The sequence below is a fragment of the Dyadobacter sp. SG02 genome (assembly GCF_900109045.1).
Lineage (GTDB): Bacteria > Bacteroidota > Bacteroidia > Cytophagales > Spirosomataceae > Dyadobacter.
Genome location: NZ_FNYL01000013.1, coordinates 187,888 through 208,351, shown reverse-complemented (window position 1 = coordinate 208,351; position 20,464 = coordinate 187,888). Strand labels below are relative to the sequence as shown.

Sequence of the window (20,464 nt, the reverse complement as noted above, 5' to 3'; positions counted from 1 at the left end):
AAGTTTTGCCCCCTCGTCGCAGTGCAACTTTGCAGCCTCAATAATCTATTATCACATGAAAAATTTAACATTATTAAAACGCGTCAGACAATCGGCGATCGGATTGTTTGCCTGCACAATGCTTACGGTCTCGTGCACGGATCACGACGGGCCCCAGGTTCCCTCCGAACCGGTGACTTCTCCGGAGGTAGTCACATCGTGGCTCACCATGCAATTGAAAATCGCACAGGTTATGCCCGCATCGCCGCCCGTTACCGCACGCCGCTGGGCTTACAGCGGTGTGGCATTGTGGGAGTCTTTGCAACCGGGTTTGCCGGGTTACCGGTCGATCGCACCGCAGTTGAACGGCTTGCCCGCATTGCCCCAGCCATCGGGTTCGTTGAAGTATTATTTCCCGGCCAGTGCCAATGCGGCGCTCGCGGCGATCAACCGGGTGATCCATCCGGGTATCTCGCCCGCCACGTTGGCCCGCATCGATTCGCTGGAAGCGGCCAACCTGGCGAAGTACCAGGCGCACCAGCAGCCCGACGTGCTCGCCAACTCGATCGATTTCGGAAAGAAAATGGCAGCCGCTGTTTTCGAATGGTCCAAAACCGATGGCTACGACAATGCAACGCCCTACACGCCGCTGAGCGGGCCCGCGTACTGGAAACCGACGCCCCCCGCATTTGCGCCGGCGATTCTCTCCAACTGGGGTAAGGTGCGTACCATCGTCGCCAACAGCGACGCCGGGGCCGAACAGGGCACGCCGATACCTTATTCCGAAGACAAGACTTCTGAATATTACAAACAGGTGGAGGAGCTGTACAATATTTCGCAGTCGCTTACGCAGGAGCAAAAGACGATTGCAACCTATTGGCCCGACAATTCATGGCACAATATCCTGAGCCAGGTGCTGGCCATCGAAAAACCGGGACTGGCAGTTGCCGCCAAGGCATTCACGCAGCTCGGAATCGCGATGTCGGACGGCGCCATCAGTCTTTGCAAAGGGAAATACGTGTACCAGGGCGTGCGGCCGGTGACCTATATCCGAACGGTGCTGAACCACCCCGACTGGAACACCGTCATTCCGACGCCACCGCATCCGGAATATCCCTCGGGCCACTCGGTCATGTCGGCCGCGGCAGCGGAGGTAATGACGAGCATTTTCGGCCAGAACTACCATTACACCGACAAGCCGTACAACCTGCCGAACGTGCAGCCACGGCAATTCACCTCGTTCGAACACGCTGCTGCGGAGGCCGCGGTGTCGAGGGTGTATGCCGGTATCCACTACCGCAAAACCTGCGAGGTAAGCCTGCTACACGGAAAAATCGTCGGACAAAACGTAATCGGCAAGTTGAAGTTCAAACCGTAAAGTATTTCGGGGAAGCCCTACTTAAAACCAGCCATGAAAATTCTTAAATTAATGACAATTCTTCTAGCGCTTTTCCTCTCGCTAATGCATTATCAGGGAGTGGATTAGCCAAAATTTTAAACAGTATCTATTAACAATTAAATGAAAAATAAAATGAATGCAAACAAAGCACTTTGGGAAAAAGGTGATTTCACCCGTCTGGCAGAAACAATGCGCGAAAGCGGTACTGCACTGGTAGCAAAACTGGGAATTAAAGAAGGCATGGATGTGCTGGATCTGGGCTGCGGCGACGGTACCACCGCCATACCTGCCGCCCGACTCGGCGCGAATGTGCAAGGTGTAGATATCGCGAGAAACCTCGTCGAAGCCGGCAATGCAAGGGTAAAGGCCGAAGGTTTGACCAATATCACATTCCGCGAAGGCGACGCCATTAAGCTGGAAGGCATCGAGGATCAATCGTTCGACCAGGTGGTGAGCATTTTCGGTGCCATGTTCGCACCGCAGCCATTCGATGTGGCGAAAGAAATGTTCCGTGTGACGCGCCCCGGCGGTAAAATCGTGATGGGTAACTGGATTCCGGGCGATCCTACGCTCGTTGCCCAGATCCTGCGAGTAAGCTCCGCGTACACACCCGCGCCACCGGAAGGCTTCGTAAGCCCGATGCTTTGGGGCGTGGAAAGCAATGTTACCGAGCGTTTTGTGGCGGCCGGTGCAGCGAAAGAGGATATTTCATTCGAAAGGGAGACTTTCACATTCCAGACGCCGGTTTCCCCGGCCGAATTTCTCGAAACTTTCAGGAAATACTACGGTCCGACGATGAATGCGTTCGAGGCGGCCGAGAAAAACGGAAAGGAAGCCGATCTTCACCGCGAGCTGGAAGTTTTGTTTGAAAGCCAGAATCAGAGCGGGGACAAAAACAAGACGTCCATTCCCGCCACGTTCCTGAAAGTGACGGTCCGTCGCTAAGGTAACCTGCATAGTAAAGGCCTGTTCTCATTTTGCCAAAGCAATCTGATGAACAGGCCTTTTTCATGGCTATTTCAATTGCAGCCCTTGAACGACGCCGATCACACCGTCGGGATAAATACCCAGCCAGATCAGCGCGAAAGTGAGGATGGAAAGCACCACCATGCTTATCCCCAGGAAAACGGGGTACCTGGGCGGTGGCTCCGGCAGCAGATCGCGCGTGCCTGCGAACATCGTCGTGACTACGCGGAGGTAATAGTAGAGCCCTACCACGCTGCTCAGCACCAGCACGACCGCCAGTAACCAGAACCCTTGCCCGATGCCGGTCGTCAGCACATAGAATTTACCCGTAAAACCCGCCGTAAGCGGGATACCCGCCAGCGAAAACATCGCCACGCTCAGTATACCCGCCAATGCCGGATGCTTCCAGAACAATGCCTTGTAATGTACGAGCTCCTCCGCATCCTCCTCCGCGCGCGAAAGAATCGTAACAACCCCGAAAGCGGCAAATGTGGTCGCGAAGTAAGTAAGCAAATAAAAACTGACCGCCTGCGGTACCACTTCACTGCCCGGTATGAATGCGACCAGCAAATACCCCAGGTGGGCAATGGAAGAATACGCCAGCAGCCGCTTGATATTGATTTGCCGCAATGCGAGCAGGTTACCCGTAACCATGGAAGCCATGGCGATGACGATCAGCACCATTTGTAATTGTTCGGACCTGAAACCGTCGATCGTCACGAAGAAACGCAGCATGGCAGCCACTACCCCACCTTTGGACGCGGTAGCAATGAACGCGGTAACCGGCACGGGCGCACCCTGGTACACATCGGCCGTCCACATATGAAATGGCACAACCGCCAGCTTGAAACCAAGCCCGACCAGCATCAGGCCCAGGCCGGTGAGCAGCATAGGCGGCACGCTGGCTGTGGTAATGACATGGGCCATTCCCGCGAAAGACATGGTACCCGTCTGCAAATACACCAGGGCCATTCCGAAAAGCAGGAATGCGGACGAAAAAGCCGCCAGGACCAGGTATTTGACTCCGGCCTCGATGCCGTGGCTTCGGGTACGCAGGTAGGCAATGAGCGCGTACAAGCCTATGGTGAGGATTTCGAGCCCCAGAAAAACCGAGACGAAATGCTCGCTCACCGCCAGCACACACGCGCCCAGCGTACACAGGAAAAGCAGTACGTAATATTCCTTCGGCCCTTCTTCTTTTTCCTGGAAATAAATGTAGGAAAACACATTGACCACTAGTCCGGAAATGATGATCAGCCCGATCATGAAAGCGCCGAAGCTGTCGATCATGAACAGGGAACCAACCTGGTAAGGCAGCATTCCACGGATATTCAGCAGGGAGATGAATGCTATGACAAAGAGTAACAAGCTCACGAGCTGGATGATCCGGTGGCTCAACCGCGCGACGATCAGCAACATCACCAAAACCGATGCGCCTGCCAGCACCATAAGCGGCATGAGCGCGGAAAAATCGCTATTTGACATAAGACTGTTGGTGTGAAGCCGTACTGTGAACATCCATAAACCGGACCAGCTCCGTAATGGCGGGCTTTGCCGTATCGATCACCGGCTGCGGAAACAGCCCGAGCCAGATGACCGAAACCGTGAGTGCAGCCATAATGAGCATTTCCCTTACGGAAAAGTCGGGGACTGGTTCCCTCGTTTTCTGCGGGCCCAAAAATATCTTCCCGACAATGCGCAACGAGTACACGGCCGAAAATATCAGTCCGGTTGCCGCCGCGACGGTGATCCAGGCCTGCGCCTGGAATACGCCAAGCAGGATCAGGAACTCGGCTACGAAGTTTCCCAGCCCCGGTAACCCGAGCGACGCCATCGCAAATACGAGCCCGATGGTGCCCATTTGCGGCATGGGGCCCCATAGCCCTCCCATTTGCTCGATATTGCGCGTGTGCAGCCGCTCCTTGATCATCCCCGCCATTAAAAACAATGCACCGGTACTTAATGCGTGAGTAACGAGCTGCATTACGACGCCCTGCAACGCGAGTTCATTCAAAGCAAAAATTCCGGTGATCACAAATCCCATATGGCTCACGCTCGTAAATGCGACCAGCCGTTTCAGGTCCGTCTGCGAATAGGCCATTACGGCCCCATAAATGATCCCCGCCACGCCCAGCACCATCGCCGGCACTGCGACTGCCGTAACGACCTCGGGAAATAGCGGTACCACGAACCGCAGCATACCATATGCCCCCGTTTTAAGCAATAACCCCGCCAGAATGAGGCTTCCGGCAGTAGGCGCCTCCCCGTGCGCGTCGGGTAGCCAGGTGTGGAATGGAAAGACGGGCAGCTTGACGGCGAATGCAATCATGAATCCTGACATCAGCCAGAAGGCTGTTTTGAACGGGATCACCGTGTCGGCCAGTTCGAAATATCCGAATGTGTACACGCCCGTGTCGCGGCCGTGGATGAAATACAGACCCAGTATGGCCAGGAACATCAGCAGGCCGCTTGCTTGTGTGAAAATAAAGAATTTATAAGCTGCATATACCCTATTTTCACTTCCCCAGATACCGATCAGGAAATACATCGGGATGAGCATTACTTCCCAGAAAAAATAGAACAGGAACAGGTCCAGCGCCATAAATACCCCGGCCACACCGGCCAGGATCCAGAGCAGATTGAAATAGTAAAAACCGGTCCGCTCGCGGATTTCGTCCCAGGAACAAAGTACGGCGAGGACACCCAAAAAGAATGTCAATGCGAGCAAAAGCAAACTCAGCCCATCGATAGCCAGGTGAAATGTAATGCCAAAGGACGGAATCCACGCTTTACGGAAATCCATCAGCCATTGCCCATCGGTAACCGAATGCGGCGAAGTTTTTGCCCAAATAACCATCACGAGCAATAGTCCTATACTGCTGGCTATCAATGCAATCCAGCGAGGCGCGTTCCTGCTCCATTCCCCGGCCACGACCGCCGCGACGGCCCCGACCATTAAAACCGTGATCAAAAGAACCAGCATCATAGCATTATCTGAATACCGAGAATGAGAATTGCGCCAACGACCAGACCCATGATATACCACCGGAGCGACCCGGTTTGCGTTTTGGAAAGCAGCTTGTACATATCGTCCGTTACAGCGGCCAGCCCCGTGTAAAGCTTGTCGGTAATATCCGATTTGTTGATTTTTGAAATAAAAATGAAGGGCTTGACGAGCATTCGCTCATACAGCGCATCAAATCCCCAGCCCGAAAACCAGAAGCGGTGCAGGCTCGCCAGCATAGCGTTCTGTCGCAGGCTTACGATGCGTGCCGGTTGCTGGTAGTAATAATAGTATCCAAGAAAAACCCCGCCCAGGGTAGCCAACGCCGCCAGAAGCTGAAACAGCCATTCGGACGGGATATTTGCCTGCATGACCGTCTCCGGCAAAACGGGGCTCAGCAAATCCGAGAAAAGTGTCAAATGCCCGAAATTATGCGGTAGCTCGATAAACCCTGCGAAAACGGAGAACACGGCGAGCACTACCAGCGGCATCGTCATGCGGCTGCCCGGCAGATGGCCGACCGGCGTGTTCGATTCGCCCCAGAATGTCAGGATCATCATGCGCGTGGTGTACATGGCGGTGATCAACGCGCCGGAAAGGGCAACTGCCCACAGTACCGGGCTGCCGCCATGGGCAGTCCAGGAGTACCAGAGTATCTGATCCTTGCTGTAAAATCCTGCGCTGATAAGCGGTACCGCAGCCAGGGATATTGCGCCTGCCAGGAATGTCCAGAAAACGACGGGCATCTTATCCTTTAACCCACCCATTTTAAACATATTATGCTCGTGATGAAGGGATTCGATAATAGCACCGGCAGCCAGGAAGAGTAAAGCTTTAAAAAAGGCGTGGATCATAAAATGGAACACTGCGGCCGTCCACGCGCCCACGCCCAGCGCGAGAAACATATAGCCGATCTGACTGATCGTCGAATAGGCCAGCACGCGTTTGATATCGTATTGGGTCAATGCGGTCAGCCCGGCGAGCAGCAATGTGGCCGCGCCGATGACGGCGATCACCAGACGGGCGGTTTCTGAAAGCGCGAAGATCGCATGCATCCGCGCGACCAGGTACACGCCCGCGGTCACCATCGTAGCCGCGTGTATGAGCGCGCTCACGGGCGAAGGTCCGGCCATGGCATCGGGCAGCCAGGTTTGCAACGGCAGCTGCGCCGATTTGCCGAGCCCGCCGGCCAGGAGCAACAATGCCGTGACGGTAACCGTGGTGGTATTGGGCTGCCAGATCGTGGAAGCATTAGCGCCAATATCGGAAATGACCAGCGTGCCTGCCTGCTGAAAAATCATGAATAGCCCGATAGCCATCGCCGCGTCGCCGATCCTGGTGACGGTGAATGCTTTACGTGCTGCATTGCCGTTGGTCGGCTGCTCGTACCAGAAGCCGATCAGCAGGTAGCTACACAGCCCCACTCCTTCCCAGCCAAGGTACATCAGCAACAGATTATCGGCCAGCACCAGTACCAGCATCGAGAACACAAACAGGTTCATACTGGCAAAGAAACGGGCATAATCCCTGTCGGCCTCCATGAATGCCGTGGAATAGATGTGGATCAATGCGCCGATGAAAGTGATCACAAATACAAAAACCAGCGACATTACATCGAGCGAGAGGGTGATTTTGGCATTGAACGTGCCTACCTCGAACCACGTCCATAAAGTCTGTGTGTATACAGCGTTTGCGGGCAAATCGCCCAGAAATGCGCCGCCCACTACGAAGGTAACCAGGGCCGAAAGGCAAATGCTGCCTGCTCCTGCCATCGCCACGCCGCTGCGCGAAAGCTGTTTCCCTGCGAATGCGAGGATCAGGAAACCGCCGAGCGGCAGGGCGGGTATGAGCCATAGATACTTGTCCATGCGCTTTCAGTTTGCGGGTTGCTACCCATTCATTTCTTTCAGGTTATCTATATTCAGCGATTTATGCTGGTGATAGATTTGCAGGATCAGCGCCAGCCCGATGGATACCTCCGCGGCCGCCATCGCCAGAATGAATACGAACATGACCTGGCCGTCGGGCTGCCCCCACCGGGACCCCGCGGCTATAAATGCCAGCCCCGAAGCATTGAGCATGATCTCGACCGACAACAGCATGAAAATGATGTTCTTGCGAATGATTACCCCGACGATCCCCAATGCAAACAGCAGACCTGCCAGCAAAATCACCGCCTCGGCGGACACAGTTGTTTTCATAGCACCATTTCTTCGTGTTTCTCTTCTTCTTTCTCCACTTCTTCCTTCAAAAACCGGTGCAGTACCAGCCTTTTATGGCGACCGATATGTGCAGCGCCCACCACCGCGGCCATCAGCAGCATGGCGGCCAGCTCGACGCCGATGAGGTATTCCCGGAACAGGGAAATCGCCACCTCACGCGGGCTTACGACTGCCGGGCTGTAAGCTGCTTGCCCGGACGATAGTACGAGTGCCAGAAATTCGGCAAACAATATCGCGGACAATGCCGAAGGCCCTATCCATACTTTGGCTTTCAGCCACTTGCGTTCCTGCTCGGCGGTTTCCTTGCCGAGGTTCAGCAGCATTACCACAAAAATGAAAAGTACCATGATCGCCCCTGCGTAAATGATGATTTCCAATAACGCCGCGAACGACGCGCCGAGCAGGTAGAAAAGCATGGCGTGCGCCATCAGCGATACATTCAGGTACAGCAATGCATGAACGGGATTGTGCCGGGTAATGACCATCAACGTAGCCACTACGGCAACAGTACCGGCGATGTAAAAGGCGATTTCCATAGTTCAGGGAATTAAACTGCGTATATCCACGGGCGGCTCTTCGTTCGCTCCCTCGCCTTTTCCCTTCACCCCTGCGGCGAGCCCGGCCACTTTGTAGTAGTTGTAACCCGGGTATTTGCCCTGGCTGTCGATCAGCAGGTCTTCTTTTTCGTACACGAGATTCTGCCGGTTGTATTCACCCATTTCAAAATCGGGGGTGAGCTGAATGGCATAGGTTGGGCAAGCCTCTTCGCAGTAGCCGCAGAAAATGCATCTCGAAAAATTGATCCTGAAAAAAGCGGGATATCTTCTGCCATTCTCGTCCTCGGTAGCTTGCAGGGAAATGCAGTCGACCGGGCAGGCGGCCGCGCACAGGTAACAGCCTACGCAACGCTCGCCCCCATCGGGATCACGCGTGAGCACGATCCGCCCCCGCCAGCGTGGGTGCAGCACTACTTTTTCTTCGGGGTATTGGATAGTCTCGCGCTTCCTGAACATGTGCAGGAAAATGAGACCGATCGATCTGAGTAAGCTGATCATGACGCATTGGTTTAATGGTTAGGCTTTCAGCAAGGTAAATCCTCCCGTTACGAGCAGGTTGAGCAGGGCAATGGGCAGGATGATTTTCCAGCCATATTCCATCAACTGATCGTACCGGGGACGTGGCAGCGAAGCGCGGAGCAGAATAAAAAAAATGATGAAAACGAATGTTTTAAGCGTAAACCAGACGATCGGCGGCAAAAACGGACCCAACCAGCCGCCGAAGAAAATGGTGACCACCATCGCAGAAATCAATATAATTCCCAGGTATTCACCAATGAAGAACATGCCGAACTTCATACCCGAATATTCGGAGTGAAAGCCCGCCACAAGCTCGCTTTCCGCTTCCGGAATATCGAACGGCAACCGGTGCGTTTCGGCTATTCCGGCTGTCAGAAACAGTACAAATGCGACCGGCTGTGTTACGACAAACCAATAGTCTTTCTGCGCCATTACAATGTCCGTCAGCCGGAATGAACCCGAAAGCATCACCACACCCATCAGAGAAAGACCCATAAAAACTTCATAGCTGATCATCTGCGAAGCGCCGCGCAATGCTCCCAGCAACGAATATTTGTTATTGGAAGCCCAGCCGCCAAGCACAATGCTGTACACACCGAGGGACGACATGGCGAGGAAAAACAATAGCCCGACGTCCAGGTCGGCCACCAGGATATCCGGCGCAAAAGGCACCACCACAAAACTCAGCAGCACAGCCGCCGCTACAATGGCCGGGGCAAAAACGAAAACGGCCTTTTCCGCAAACGGCGGTATCCAGTCTTCTTTAAAAAACAGCTTGATCGTGTCTGCCGCGACGATGAATAAACCGAATGGTCCCGCGCGGTTGGGACCGTAACGGTCTTGCCAGAGGGCGAGCATCCGGCGTTCGAGCCAGATCAGCCAGGCCGCGATCGTCGTCAGCGTGAACAGCAGGATGACGATCATTAAGGTATATTTCAAAATCTCGTTCATAAACCGGTTTTGGTTAGGACGCCTTGCGCAGGCCATGCGATTCCAGACATCGACGGCAGATTGTACGGTAACCCTGCCAGACCTTCGGGTAATTCATTTTTCAGGATTAACGGAAGGTCAAAAACCTGCCCGGCTATCCGCATTTGCAAAATATCGCCTTCCACCGCTTGCAGACGTTCCGCATCCCGGCTACCCAATGCGATGTACGGACGGGGCGAACGGCCTTCCACCGATGGCGAATGCACGCTGAGCTCGTCGGAACCGAAAATGTGGGCCAATGGCACCAGGGCCATGGCTTGCTCCTGCCGTTTAAATGCAGCCGGAATATGACTTGGAGCACCATTCACGGAAAACAACCCTTCTCCCGCCAACCGCACGCCCGGGTCCCCACCGCGCAAAGGCCCTCCGGCTTCGCTCTGGTACTTATGCACCGACTGCCCCGAATTCCATCCCGGCGACCAGTAAAAAGGTGTCAACGGAGCGGGCGGCATGCCGCGGTAGCCTTCCATTGTGAAAGAAAGCGGCGAATCGGTGTCTTGCGGGGGCTTGGGCTCGCTCACGGCCACATTGGCGAGGATAGCGGTACGGCCGCTGAACCGGTGCGGCTCGCGGGGAATGCGTTGTCCGTTGATCCGGAAATCGGCGGAAGGTGCCGCGGACTCAACGCCTTTGAATTGCGGCATTGCACCAACGAGCTCTTCGACGAGGTTATCCAGCTCGCGTAAATCCCCGGGCATCGTACCAAGCCGGAATTGCCCGAACTCGTCGAGCCACCGCCAGCTTTCACGGATATGCTCGTTTTTAGGCATAAAAACCTGAAAAAACCGCTGCGCGCGTAGCTCATTGTTGACGAGCGTCCCTTCTCCTTCCGCAAAAGTGGCGGCAGGGATCAGGACGGTGGCTTTGCTTGTGGTATCGTTTTGGAGGTGATCCAGTACAATGATATTTTTAAATGCCCTGAAAAAATTGTCGACCTCAGCCCGTGCCGCCCTCCGGTACAAATCATTTTCCAGAATGACCGCCGTGGCGAATGTGCCGCCCTCCGCAGCCTTCATTGCCGCATGGAGCGAAGGCGCCTGCATCATCGCAAGCCCCGCGGAATTGCATTCGGGCATTACAAAAGACAATCCGGCTTTCTTCTCCCCTTTTTCCAGCGCCCGGCCAATCTGGTAGGCCGCCTGGATAATGTCTTCATTGAAAAGCGTCGTACCCGATACTATGAGCGGCCTTTCCGCCTTTTGCAACAAATCTGCGATATGTTTCGCCGATTCGAGCGCCTGTGCATCCATTGATTCAGGTACAGGCGCATTGCTATCGATGTAATGGGCGATGGCAAAACCGAAACGGGCGATATCTTCCGGCGCCGCGTGCAACGTGCCGTATGCCAGCTCGTCTAATTTGGTATGGACGGGATATGCCATGAAAAGCGCTCCTTTATCGTCCTGAATCAATTCCCGAACAGCCGCGTCGTGCCAGAGCGGGATGTTCGACCCGGCCATATCTTCGAGCGGTTTGGTACGCACGGCCTGCCGCAATGCCAATGCGAGCCGTGGGGCAGAATTGGTCGGGTCTTCGCCCAGTACCAGCACCACATCCGCGTATTCGGTTTCTTTCAATGGTGGTGTATAAACATGCCCGCTGAGCTGTATGGAAAGTATTTTGCTCATCAGCCGCGCCTCATTCTCGGGTATGCCCTGGTAAAAATGTTCTTCCCCGACCAGCCGCCGCAATGCAAAATTAGCCTCCAACGAAGCCCTTGGCGAGCCTATCCCGATCATTTTGCCTTCCGCCAGAATGCTGCTGATGCTTTCGAACAGGTTTCCTCCATCATTTTCAGCACGAACGGCGGGCTGCTTCACCCGATCAGGATCGTTGACGAATTCATAACCGTACCGGCCCCGGTCGCAAATGAAATAGCCATTCACCGCACCGTTGAACCGGTTGGTAATCTGGCGCAATGCCCCATAGCGTTCACCTGCGATAATGTTGCAACCCAGGCTGCAATGCTGGCAAATGGACGGGGCCATGGTCATGTCCCATTTCCGGGTATAATGCTCTCTCAGGGTTTTGTCGGTAAAAACACCTGTTGGACAAACCTCCGCCAGGTTACCGCTGAATTCGTTTTCAAGCACACCATCCTTTTCCCTGCCAAAATACACGTGGTTATGTGCCGCAAATACATCCAGGTCTTTCCCGCCTGCATAATCCTTGTAAAACCGCACGCAGCGGTAGCATTGAATGCAGCGGTTCATTTCGTGGTGCAGAAATGGGCCGAGGTACTGGTTTTGATAAGTTCTTTTGGGATACCTGTAACGCCGGTAAGCGTGGCCCGTCATAACGGTCATATCCTGTAAATGGCAGGAACCGCCTTCGTCGCATACCGCGCAGTCGTGCGGGTGGTTGCTCATGAGCCATTCGATATTCTGTGAACGGAAATCGTGCGCGGTGGGGTCATTTACAGACAAATACATATTGTCCCGTACGCCTTCCATGCATGCCATTACGAGGCGGCCGGTCCGGTCGTTTTCGTCCTTGAAAACCTTGACGGCGCATTGGCGGCACGCCCCTACCGATCCCATCGCCGGGTGCCAGCAGAAATACGGCAGGTCGAGCCCGAGCGTGAGGCAGGTTTCGAGCAGGTTTTTACCCGGCTTTACGTCATAAGGCTTCTGATCGATGTAAATGCGTACCATGATAATCTACCGCCAGGGGCATTTTTTTTGATCTATATGCTTTTCAAAATCTTCTCTGAAATATTTCAGCGCGCTTTGCAGCGGCTCCATGGCGCCCGGTGCGAGCGCGCAGAACGTATTACCCGGCCCTAAAAACCGCGTATGCATGTCGAGCAGGTCCAGGTCTTCCGGTTTGCCTTCTCCACGTTCAATGGAAAGCAGTATTTTCTCCGTCCACGGCAACCCCTCGCGGCAGGGCGTACACCATCCGCACGATTCCTGCGCGAAGAAATGTTCGAGGTTATGGACAAATCCCACGGGGCAGGTGTGGTCGTCGAGAATGATCATCGTCCCGGTGCCCAGCCTGCTTCCGGCCGCGGCGACGGATTTGTAATCCAGGTTAATATCCAAATGTTCTTTGACTAAAAAATCAGTCGAAGCACCGCCCGGCAATGCGCCCCGGAAACCGTACCCGTTAGCCATTCCGCCGGCACAGTCGTCGATCAATTCCCGCATGGAAACGCCCATCGGCAGCTCCCAGAGGCCCGGCCTTTTGACCCTTCCGCTGACACCGTAAATCTTCGTTCCGGCATCGTTGCCTTTCCCGAGGCTTTTGAACCAGTCGGGACCATTGTTGATAATGTGCGGGATATTGCAGAGCGTTTCGACATTGTTGACGATCGTCGGCTTGCCAAACAACCCGCTTACCTGCGGAAAAGGCGGTTTCGCCCGCGGCGTGGCCCGTTTTCCTTCCAATGCATTCAGCAAGGCCGTTTCTTCGCCACAGATGTAGCGACCGACACCGGTATGCAGGTACATTTCCAGATTGTAACCCGTTCCCAGGATGTTTTTCCCGAGATAACCCGCCGCATAGGCCTCGTCCATCGCATGTTTCAGCAGCCTGCCGGCCTTTTTATAGGCCCAACGCAGGAATATATACGAAATATTGGCCTGAATCGCGAATGCCGAGATAATCATACCCTCGATCAGCTGGTGCGGGTTGCCCTCCATCAGCATCCGGTCTTTGAATGTTCCCGGCTCCATTTCGTCGGCATTCGCAATCAGGTATTTCACCGGGTAATGGCCGTTCATCGGAACGAAGCTCCATTTCATACCCGTATTGAAACCCGCTCCTCCCCTGCCTTTCAGGTCCGACGCCTGCACGATATTCGTGATATTTTCGGGCGACAGCGAAAGTGCCTTCCGCAACGCCTGGTACCCTCCGTTCTTTTCATAATCACGGAGACTGTAACAGGGCCGGTCGAAGCTTATATGCTGGGTTAAGGGCGTTTCCATAGCGTCAGTGGTATCTGTCCAGTATTTCGTCCAGGTCGTTTTCCGTCACATTACGGAACAGCTCGTTATTGATCATGAGCGCGGGAGCGTGGTCGCACGTGCCCAGGCATGCGTTAGGCAGGAGCGTGAAGCGGCCGTCCGGGGTAGTTTGCCCGAAAGCAATGCCCAGCCGTTCGCGGATCTGCTCATATATTTTTTCATAACCCATTACATAACAACTAATGCTGTCGCAGAGAAGAATGACGTTTCTGCCAACCGGCCTTCTGAAAACCAGATTATAAAACGTAGACACGCTATCCAGCTCTTCCGGCGATATTTCGAGGTAGCCGGCAACTGCGTGAAGACTATCGTCGGAAACCCAGCCGCGGTGCTGCTGCACGATTTTCAGGGCCTCGATAGCCGCCGCCCGCCGAACCGGCACGAGCGCGATCTCGTGGTCGATCTCCGCCATTTCTTCGGGTGTAAGTGTCTCCTGGGCGATCATGACAAGGTATTTTTGTGGATTATCGGTCTATATCAGCCAAAACATAATCGATACTGCCGAGAATGGACAGCAGGTCGGCCACCGTGTAACCCTTACTGATATACGGCAGCATTTGCATGTGCGGAAACGACGGGGTCCGGATCCTCACCCGGTATGCCGACGTGCTTCCGTCGCTGGTCAGGTAATAACTGTTCGCGCCCTTCGTCGCCTCGATGCAGCTCATAGCTTCACCGGCAGGAATCACCGGGCCCCAGCTTACATTGAGGAAATGGGTAATGAGTGTTTCGATGTCTTCCATCGTGTTTTTCTTAATGGGCGGGGTCGTCAGCGGGTGATCCGATTTGTACGGTCCCTCCGGCATATTGTTCAGGCATTGCTCGATAATTCTCAGGCTCTGCCGCATTTCCTCCACCCGCACGAGCGCGCGGTCGAAACAATCGCCGTTTTGCATGACCGGAACTTCAAAATCGAAATTTTCGTAGCCCGAATAGGGTTGTTTTTTCCTGAAATCCCATTCAAAACCGCAGGCACGTAGTCCGGGGCCGGTTACTCCCCATTCAATCGCTTCTTCGAGTGTGTATATGCCGATACCAACCGTCCGCGCCTGGAAAATGCTGTTTTGGATCACCATCTGGTCGTATTCGCGAAGCCGTTTGGGAAAATAGTTCACAAAATCGCGCACCAGCTTATCCCAACCCGTGGGCAGGTCCTGGGCCACGCCACCGATACGGAACCAGTTGGGGTGCATTCTGGCACCGCAAATGGCTTCTATAATATCGAATATCTTTTCACGGTCGGTAAACATGTAGAATACCGGCGAGAGCTGCCCGAGATCCTGGGCAAATGTGCCGTACCAAACCAGATGGCTGGCAGTACGGAACAGCTCGCACAGCATCACACGTATCACCTCGACGCGCGCGGGTACCCGGATGCCCGCCAGCTTTTCCACAGCGAGCAGATAGGCCAGGTTGTTCATCACGCCACCCAGGTAATCCACCCGGTCGGTATAGGGTATGTAGGTGTGCCAGGACTGTCTTTCGCCCATTTTTTCGGCCCCGCGATGGTGGAAACCGATGTCGGGGACTGCGTCGACGATATCTTCGCCATCGAGCTGCAAAATAATGCGGAGCACGCCATGTGTGCCGGGGTGCTGCGGCCCGAGGTTGAGGAACATGAAATCGGCATCGTCGCTGTGCCTTTTCAGCCCCCATTCTTCGGGGTTGAACTGCAATGCTTCCTGCTCCCGGTCCTGCTTTTCATCCCAAAGCCGGAAGGGGCCCATTTCGGTCGCACGGGCAGGGTGCTCTTTTCTCAGCGGATGGCCATTCCAAGTTAACGGCATTAATATACGTCTCAGGTGCGGATGCCCTTCAAACCGGATTCCGAACATGTCGAAGACCTCGCGTTCGTACCAGTTCGCATTTTTCCAGAGGGAACAAATGGATGGTAAACCCGGGTACTCTCCGTGCAACGCTACTTTAATGCGGATAAACCGGTTGCGGCCGAACGACAGCAAATGGTAGATAACCGTAAAATCCGGCGGTACCGACCCGTTCAACGCCGCTTTCGCCCTGCTGCGCTCGTCGATGGCGCTGAGGTCGAAAAGCATTTCGTATGGACGGGCCACCTTCGTTTTCAGGTGCGCCAGCAATGCCACTACCTGCTCTTTTTTGACGAGCAGCGTAGTCATTCCATCTGTGTTAATTTGTATTTTAAAAGCCGTGTCGCCCAACGCGACCCTCAGCTCTTCTACGAGACCGGAATCGATTTCTTCCATGTCAAACAGTGTCAGGCGTACGAAAATCAACGATCTTCTTCCTCTCCTCTCTCTTTTCCATGCGCATTACAGGCTTTTCGGGCCTGATTACGCCCTGGGGACCAATAGCCCAGCTCAGCGGCCGCTGCTCCTTTCCTACCGATTCGGACAGGAGCATGAGCCCTTGCATAAACGCGTCCGGCCGCGGGGGGCAGCCCGGTACATATACGTCCACGGGAAGAAATTTATCTACGCCCTGTACCACGCTGTAGATATCGTACATCCCTCCCGAATTGGCGCAGGAACCCATGGAAATGACCCATTTAGGTTCCATCATCTGCTCGTGAAGCCTTTTGATGATCGGCGCCATTTTGACAAAAACGGTACCGGCGATCACCATCACGTCGGCCTCCCGGGGTGTTCCCCGGATCACCTCCGCGCCAAATCTGGCCACATCGAATTTGCTCGTGATACTGGTGGCCATTTCCACGAAACAGCATGAGAGGCCGAAATGGAACGGCCACATGGAGTTCCGCCGGCCCCATGCCAGCAGGTCCTGGACCGTCGTGAGCATGACGCTTTGCCCGACAGCCTCTTCGAATGATCCTGTTCCCTGCGTTGCGGCTGTGGGATCGGATGGATTACTTAGCCACCAGTTCATGGTATGCTTGCCCTTTGGGCAGTTTACGGTAAGCTTTGAGGATTTTCTTCCCGTCGGGCCCGAAGTCCAATGCGCCGATACTCCATTCGTAGATCAGCACGGCCACCAGCAGCCCTATAAAAACACAAATGCCGAGGTACCCTGGCCAGCCGAGTTCACGGAACGCCAGAGCCCACAGCACGATAAATACCACCTCGATATCGAATATGACAAACATCATCGCGATCAGATAAAACTGCGCTGAAAACCGCAGCCTCGCCGTGCCCGTTTCGAGGATTCCCGATTCGTAGGGCTGTTCGGACGCCGCTGTGCGGTGACGTTGACCGAGAAAGTAAGAAAGCGAAATTATCAGTGTCAATAATGCAAAAACCAGTAAAGTATATAGCCAAAAAGGCCATCCTGGCGTGCCAGACGCATTTAAACGATCCATAAGTAATCCAATTTAGAAAACGGTAACAGCAACAAAACTGTATTCTCTCAGATTGGCGTGATAAAATGGGTAAGATGTGGGAAGTGAAGAAATGCTCAGATGCCCGTAATGTAATGTTTCAGGTTATCTATGACGTATTCCTGATCCTCGATGATGTATTTGACTACGTCGCCAATGGAAACGATACCGGTAAGCTTTTCGTCGTCGATAACAGGTAGATGCCTGATAAATTTGTCGGTCATGCAAGCCATGCAGTCTTCAATAGATGTATCCGAGGATACCGTCAGGGGGTTACTTGTCATGATTTCCCCCACCAATAAATCTTTAGAGGCCTTACCTCTCAGGATAACTTTACGTGCGTAATCCCTTTCTGTGAAGATTCCAACGACTTGCTGTTGTTCCATTACCAGCAGCGCGCCGATGTTTTTTTCAGCCATCAGTTCCAGAGCTTCGAAAACAGTATTGTCCGGCCGAATGGACACTGGTCCTGTCTTCTTTGTTTCGAGAATATTTCTGACTTTCCCCATTATTAATTTCCGCCTCCGAACGGATTCAGCGATAAATTTTGGTTAACATAAATATATTTACCAATTCGGTAAAAAGCTAATATTCAAGCATTTTTTTATATTTTTTCTGGAAGCAAGAATTGATCCATGAGTAAAACGGAGAAGGAGTATTTTGATTTGTCCATTGCACAGTTGCAAGCGTTGGGTGCCTGGGCGGCAGATTGCGCCGAAAGGTCGCTAACCCTATACGAAAATATCGAACAGGACGACGCCCGCCCCCGACGGGCCATCGAAGGCATCAGGGCGTTCGTCGCAAGCGGGAAACGCACCAATGCACTGCGAAAGGCCAGTTTAGAGGCATTCAGGGCGTCGTCGGAAACAAAGGACCTGGCCGCGTCAGCAGCTGCCAAAGCCGCAAGCCTGGCCGCCGCAAGCGCCTTCACCCATCCGTTTAAAGACCTGCGTCAGGCGATGCACATTCTCGGCCCGGCATCCTACTCCGCGCTGGCCGTTGAACTGCGAAACACCGCAACCGGACAAGCCGAAATCGAATGGGCTGTGGCAAACGCTGACGAGTCAGTAGCCGATCTGCTGAAAAAGATGCCCGAGCAAAGCGGCAAGGGCAAAAGAATCGACCAGTTGCTGCAAATGCTCGACCAGGGCATACGGGAGAAATTCAAATAGCACTATTCGCTCCACACGGCCAGCACGTTGCCGTCCGGATCGGCGAAATGGAATCTTCTGCCGCCTGGGAAGGCGAAAATATCGATGGTAATGGTGCCGCCCGCCGCGATGACTTTGTCTCTGACACCTTCCAAATCTTTGGTGTACAATACCACCAGCGGGTTGCCGCCTGCTGCCTCCTGCGCATTCTGGTGAAAACCGCCGGATAATGCGCCGTCTTCGAAAGCGGCGTACTCGTCGCCGTAATCGGTGAAGGTCCAGCCGAATGCATTGCTGTAAAATGCTTTAATGACCGGAATGCGCTTGCAGTAAAATTCGATGTAATTGATGGATGTCTGGCTCATGGTTTTTGGGAATATTGGTGAAGTGATGTTTTTTACAAAAGTATCATTGTGATCCGCTTCTTCAAACAGATTGAGCCATGTTATTAACTTGCATTCAATTACATCACGATTGAGCATATAGAACTTTTAGTCAGACAATGAGATTAGCGACCCCGGAGGACAAAAACCTGGTAGTTGGCATCCTTACCGATGCATTTTTAGATAACAAGAGCGTAAACTACCTGATCCCCGCCGACCGGAGGCACAAAAGCAGGGTCCGGGCGCTGATGGAATACTCGTTCAACGTCTGTTTTGCTTCTGGAAAAGTCCTGATATCCGACGACGCGAGCGCAGTGGCGCTGATCAGTTTTCTATTATTTGTGGTTTCTGGCCGTGGATAAAAGCCGCCAAGGCCTGGGCATCGGCTCACGCTTCCTGGATGAGGTCAAAGCCGACGCGGCTGCCATGAACCGGGCTATCTATCTCGAAACTTCTACTCTTAGAAACCTGCCGTTTTACAAGCGCGCCGGGTTGTTCGAGTATGCGCAGCTGGATTTTGGCTACACATTGTATCTGATAGCGGGATAATTACCGGCGGCAATCGATATTTTTTGCGTCAACAGGGTATTCAGGATCATTTTTGGGCTCTTTAAGATATTCCTGAACACTGCAACCTTAAAACAATGACAAACAAACCCACCGAGCCCGCGCGCGCAGCCGCAGACTCGCCCCCACGCCTGAGCAGGCGCGAAATGCTCGGTATAACAGGCATGGCCGGTCTGACGGCCCTAACCGGTCTCTCAGCCTCGGCCGCTCCCGCTACCGCGCAGGCAAAGCCCCGCATCGCATGCATTGTCACCTACTGGGGCGCGACCCGCTCGCACGCCGACTGGATCATCGCCAAACTCATGGACGGCTACTGGTGGCAGGGTGCCCACACGCCTTCCGGCGTCGAAGTGGTATCGGTTTACATTCACCAGTTCGATACCAGCCTGCTGGGCCAGAAAGTTTGTAAATCAAAGAATATCCCGATTTTCAAGACTGTGGGTGAAGCTGTTACGCTCGGCGGACAGGAATTGGCGGTCGACGGCGTGGTGATTGTCGGCGAGCACGGCGATTACGCGACTACCCTCAAAGGGCAGTGGATGCTGCCGCGCTGGTGGCTTTACCAGCAGGTGATCCGGGTTTTCGAGCAGAGCAAGCGGTCGGTACCGGTTTTTAATGATAAACACCTGTCGTACAGCTGGGACGAAGCCAAATGGATGTTCGATAAATCGCGTGAGCTGAAATTTCCTTTGACCGGCGGCTCTTCCATTCCGGTGCATTACCGCAGGCCCGACATTGAAATCGATATCGATACGCCCATTAAAGCGTCGGTGATGCTGGGCGGCGCACCGGACGAGGGCGCGCTCTTCCACTGCGTCGACGTGTTGCAGGCATTTGTAGAGCGCCGGAAAGGCGGTGAGACCGGCGTAAAATCGGTACAATGCATCCGCGGGCCGGAAACCTGGAAATGGACCGAAAAGAATCCGTGGGCGGCTAAGCTTCTTGAATCCGTTCGGGTGAATATGAACCTTAAAACCGGGCATTTTCAGGAGATCGAAAAACCTAACGTCTGCATCGTCGAGTACAACGACGGCACAAAAGCGGCCATATACAATGCCAGGGAGGTAGGCTGGACCTATGCCGCCGAGATCGAAGGACGCAAAGAGCCGACGATCATTTCGATGCTCGAATGGCCCGGGCCGTTCTCCCAATACCACGCCTCCAACTCTCAGCCCCACTGGATCGTAGAAACGATGGTTACCAAAAAAGAGCCCTTCAACGCGGAGCGGCTGCTTTTATCGACGGGCATTACAGCATTCAACATGGAATCCAACTGGCAAAACGGGGTATATTCCGCCATCGGCCGCCGCATCGAAACGCCATTCATGAACATGACCTACCGCTCCACCCGCGGCGCTCAGTTCAACAAAGGCGAACGGCCACCGAATGTGGCGTATATGCGGGGCTTTGCGGAGTGAGGGGAAATTTACTCATTCAATCATTCAGTCA

The 20,464-nt window shown here is 53.9% G+C and carries 21 protein-coding genes; 6 read left to right on the top strand and 15 right to left on the bottom strand.

Translation table 11 applies throughout. The features are described from left to right. Positions 1–55 precede the first annotated feature (55 nt). Positions 56–1,357, top strand: coding sequence for a vanadium-dependent haloperoxidase (locus BMW93_RS26825; RefSeq protein WP_090383691.1), 1,302 nt, complete (start codon positions 56–58; stop codon positions 1,355–1,357). A gap of 153 nt (positions 1,358–1,510) precedes the next feature. Further along, positions 1,511–2,323 carry a class I SAM-dependent methyltransferase gene (locus tag BMW93_RS26820; RefSeq protein WP_177194207.1) on the top strand — a complete coding sequence of 271 codons (813 nt, stop codon included), beginning with the start codon at positions 1,511–1,513 and terminating at the stop codon, positions 2,321–2,323. 69 nt (positions 2,324–2,392) lie between these two features. Here BMW93_RS26820 and BMW93_RS26815 read toward each other — a convergent pair whose 3' ends face one another. The 14 genes from BMW93_RS26815 to BMW93_RS26750 all read right to left on the bottom strand — a co-directional run bounded on the left by BMW93_RS26815 (position 2,393) and on the right by BMW93_RS26750 (position 17,423). Continuing rightward, a complete protein-coding gene (locus BMW93_RS26815; RefSeq protein ID WP_090383686.1) occupies positions 2,393–3,829 on the bottom strand; it encodes an NADH-quinone oxidoreductase subunit N in 1,437 nt (478 codons plus the stop codon). Then, positions 3,819–5,330 (bottom strand): NuoM family protein, encoded by a 1,512-nt coding sequence (locus BMW93_RS26810; RefSeq protein ID WP_090383683.1) that lies wholly within the window; start codon positions 5,328–5,330, stop codon positions 3,819–3,821. The genes BMW93_RS26815 and BMW93_RS26810 overlap by 11 nt, the downstream gene beginning before the upstream one ends. Further along, complete coding sequence (gene nuoL / locus BMW93_RS26805) at positions 5,327–7,216, bottom strand: NADH-quinone oxidoreductase subunit L (RefSeq protein ID WP_090383681.1); 1,890 nt, start codon at positions 7,214–7,216, stop codon at positions 5,327–5,329. Before nuoL ends, BMW93_RS26810 begins: the two co-directional genes overlap by 4 nt. Before the next feature lie 21 nt (positions 7,217–7,237). Then, complete coding sequence (gene nuoK / locus BMW93_RS26800; protein WP_090383679.1) at positions 7,238–7,549, bottom strand: NADH-quinone oxidoreductase subunit NuoK; 312 nt, start codon at positions 7,547–7,549, stop codon at positions 7,238–7,240. Further along, positions 7,546–8,106 carry an NADH-quinone oxidoreductase subunit J gene (gene nuoJ / locus BMW93_RS26795; RefSeq protein WP_090383676.1) on the bottom strand — a complete coding sequence of 187 codons (561 nt, stop codon included), beginning with the start codon at positions 8,104–8,106 and terminating at the stop codon, positions 7,546–7,548. The genes nuoK and nuoJ overlap by 4 nt, the downstream gene beginning before the upstream one ends. A gap of 3 nt (positions 8,107–8,109) precedes the next feature. Then, a complete protein-coding gene (nuoI, locus tag BMW93_RS26790) occupies positions 8,110–8,625 on the bottom strand; it encodes an NADH-quinone oxidoreductase subunit NuoI (protein WP_090383672.1) in 516 nt (171 codons plus the stop codon). A gap of 18 nt (positions 8,626–8,643) precedes the next feature. Then, positions 8,644–9,597, bottom strand: a complete 954-nt coding sequence (gene nuoH / locus BMW93_RS26785; RefSeq protein WP_090383670.1) for an NADH-quinone oxidoreductase subunit NuoH — start codon at positions 9,595–9,597, stop codon at positions 8,644–8,646. Next, positions 9,594–12,290: an NADH-quinone oxidoreductase subunit NuoG gene (nuoG, locus tag BMW93_RS26780; RefSeq protein WP_090383667.1), complete on the bottom strand. Its 2,697-nt coding sequence runs from the start codon at positions 12,288–12,290 to the stop codon at positions 9,594–9,596. The genes nuoH and nuoG overlap by 4 nt, the downstream gene beginning before the upstream one ends. 6 nt (positions 12,291–12,296) lie before the next feature. Next, positions 12,297–13,565, bottom strand: a complete 1,269-nt coding sequence (gene nuoF, locus BMW93_RS26775) for an NADH-quinone oxidoreductase subunit NuoF (protein ID WP_090383665.1) — start codon at positions 13,563–13,565, stop codon at positions 12,297–12,299. A gap of 4 nt (positions 13,566–13,569) precedes the next feature. Continuing rightward, positions 13,570–14,049: an NADH-quinone oxidoreductase subunit NuoE gene (gene nuoE, locus BMW93_RS26770; protein ID WP_090383662.1), complete on the bottom strand. Its 480-nt coding sequence runs from the start codon at positions 14,047–14,049 to the stop codon at positions 13,570–13,572. Positions 14,050–14,068: 19 nt separating this feature from the next. Next, positions 14,069–15,826: an NADH-quinone oxidoreductase subunit C/D gene (gene nuoC / locus BMW93_RS26765; protein ID WP_090383857.1), complete on the bottom strand. Its 1,758-nt coding sequence runs from the start codon at positions 15,824–15,826 to the stop codon at positions 14,069–14,071. A gap of 1 nt (position 15,827) precedes the next feature. Continuing rightward, positions 15,828–16,466: an NADH-quinone oxidoreductase subunit B gene (locus BMW93_RS26760; protein WP_090383659.1), complete on the bottom strand. Its 639-nt coding sequence runs from the start codon at positions 16,464–16,466 to the stop codon at positions 15,828–15,830. Further along, on the bottom strand, positions 16,447–16,824 hold the full coding sequence (locus BMW93_RS26755) for an NADH-quinone oxidoreductase subunit A (protein WP_229240848.1): 378 nt from the start codon (positions 16,822–16,824) through the stop codon (positions 16,447–16,449). The genes BMW93_RS26760 and BMW93_RS26755 overlap by 20 nt, the downstream gene beginning before the upstream one ends. A 167-nt stretch (positions 16,825–16,991) precedes the next feature. After that, positions 16,992–17,423, bottom strand: coding sequence for a CBS domain-containing protein (locus tag BMW93_RS26750; RefSeq protein WP_090383655.1), 432 nt, complete (start codon positions 17,421–17,423; stop codon positions 16,992–16,994). Positions 17,424–17,549: 126 nt separating this feature from the next. On the opposite strand from BMW93_RS26750, the gene BMW93_RS26745 reads away from it, so the two are divergent. Beyond that, a complete protein-coding gene (locus BMW93_RS26745) occupies positions 17,550–18,086 on the top strand; it encodes a putative immunity protein (protein WP_090383652.1) in 537 nt (178 codons plus the stop codon). A gap of 2 nt (positions 18,087–18,088) precedes the next feature. Here the strand turns inward: BMW93_RS26745 and BMW93_RS26740 are convergent, their stop codons facing one another. Next, on the bottom strand, positions 18,089–18,430 hold the full coding sequence (locus BMW93_RS26740) for a VOC family protein (RefSeq protein WP_090383852.1): 342 nt from the start codon (positions 18,428–18,430) through the stop codon (positions 18,089–18,091). 137 nt (positions 18,431–18,567) lie between these two features. Between BMW93_RS26740 and BMW93_RS26735 the strand changes: the two genes are divergently transcribed. The 3 genes from BMW93_RS26735 (at position 18,568) to BMW93_RS26725 (ending at position 20,433) form a co-directional block, all read left to right on the top strand. Further along, positions 18,568–18,810, top strand: a complete 243-nt coding sequence (locus BMW93_RS26735; RefSeq protein ID WP_090383650.1) for a hypothetical protein — start codon at positions 18,568–18,570, stop codon at positions 18,808–18,810. Continuing rightward, positions 18,803–18,997, top strand: coding sequence for a GNAT family N-acetyltransferase (locus BMW93_RS26730; RefSeq protein ID WP_177194206.1), 195 nt, complete (start codon positions 18,803–18,805; stop codon positions 18,995–18,997). Before BMW93_RS26735 ends, BMW93_RS26730 begins: the two co-directional genes overlap by 8 nt. A 95-nt stretch (positions 18,998–19,092) precedes the next feature. Continuing rightward, complete coding sequence (locus BMW93_RS26725) at positions 19,093–20,433, top strand: hypothetical protein (RefSeq protein WP_218147741.1); 1,341 nt, start codon at positions 19,093–19,095, stop codon at positions 20,431–20,433. Positions 20,434–20,464: the final 31 nt, after the last annotated feature.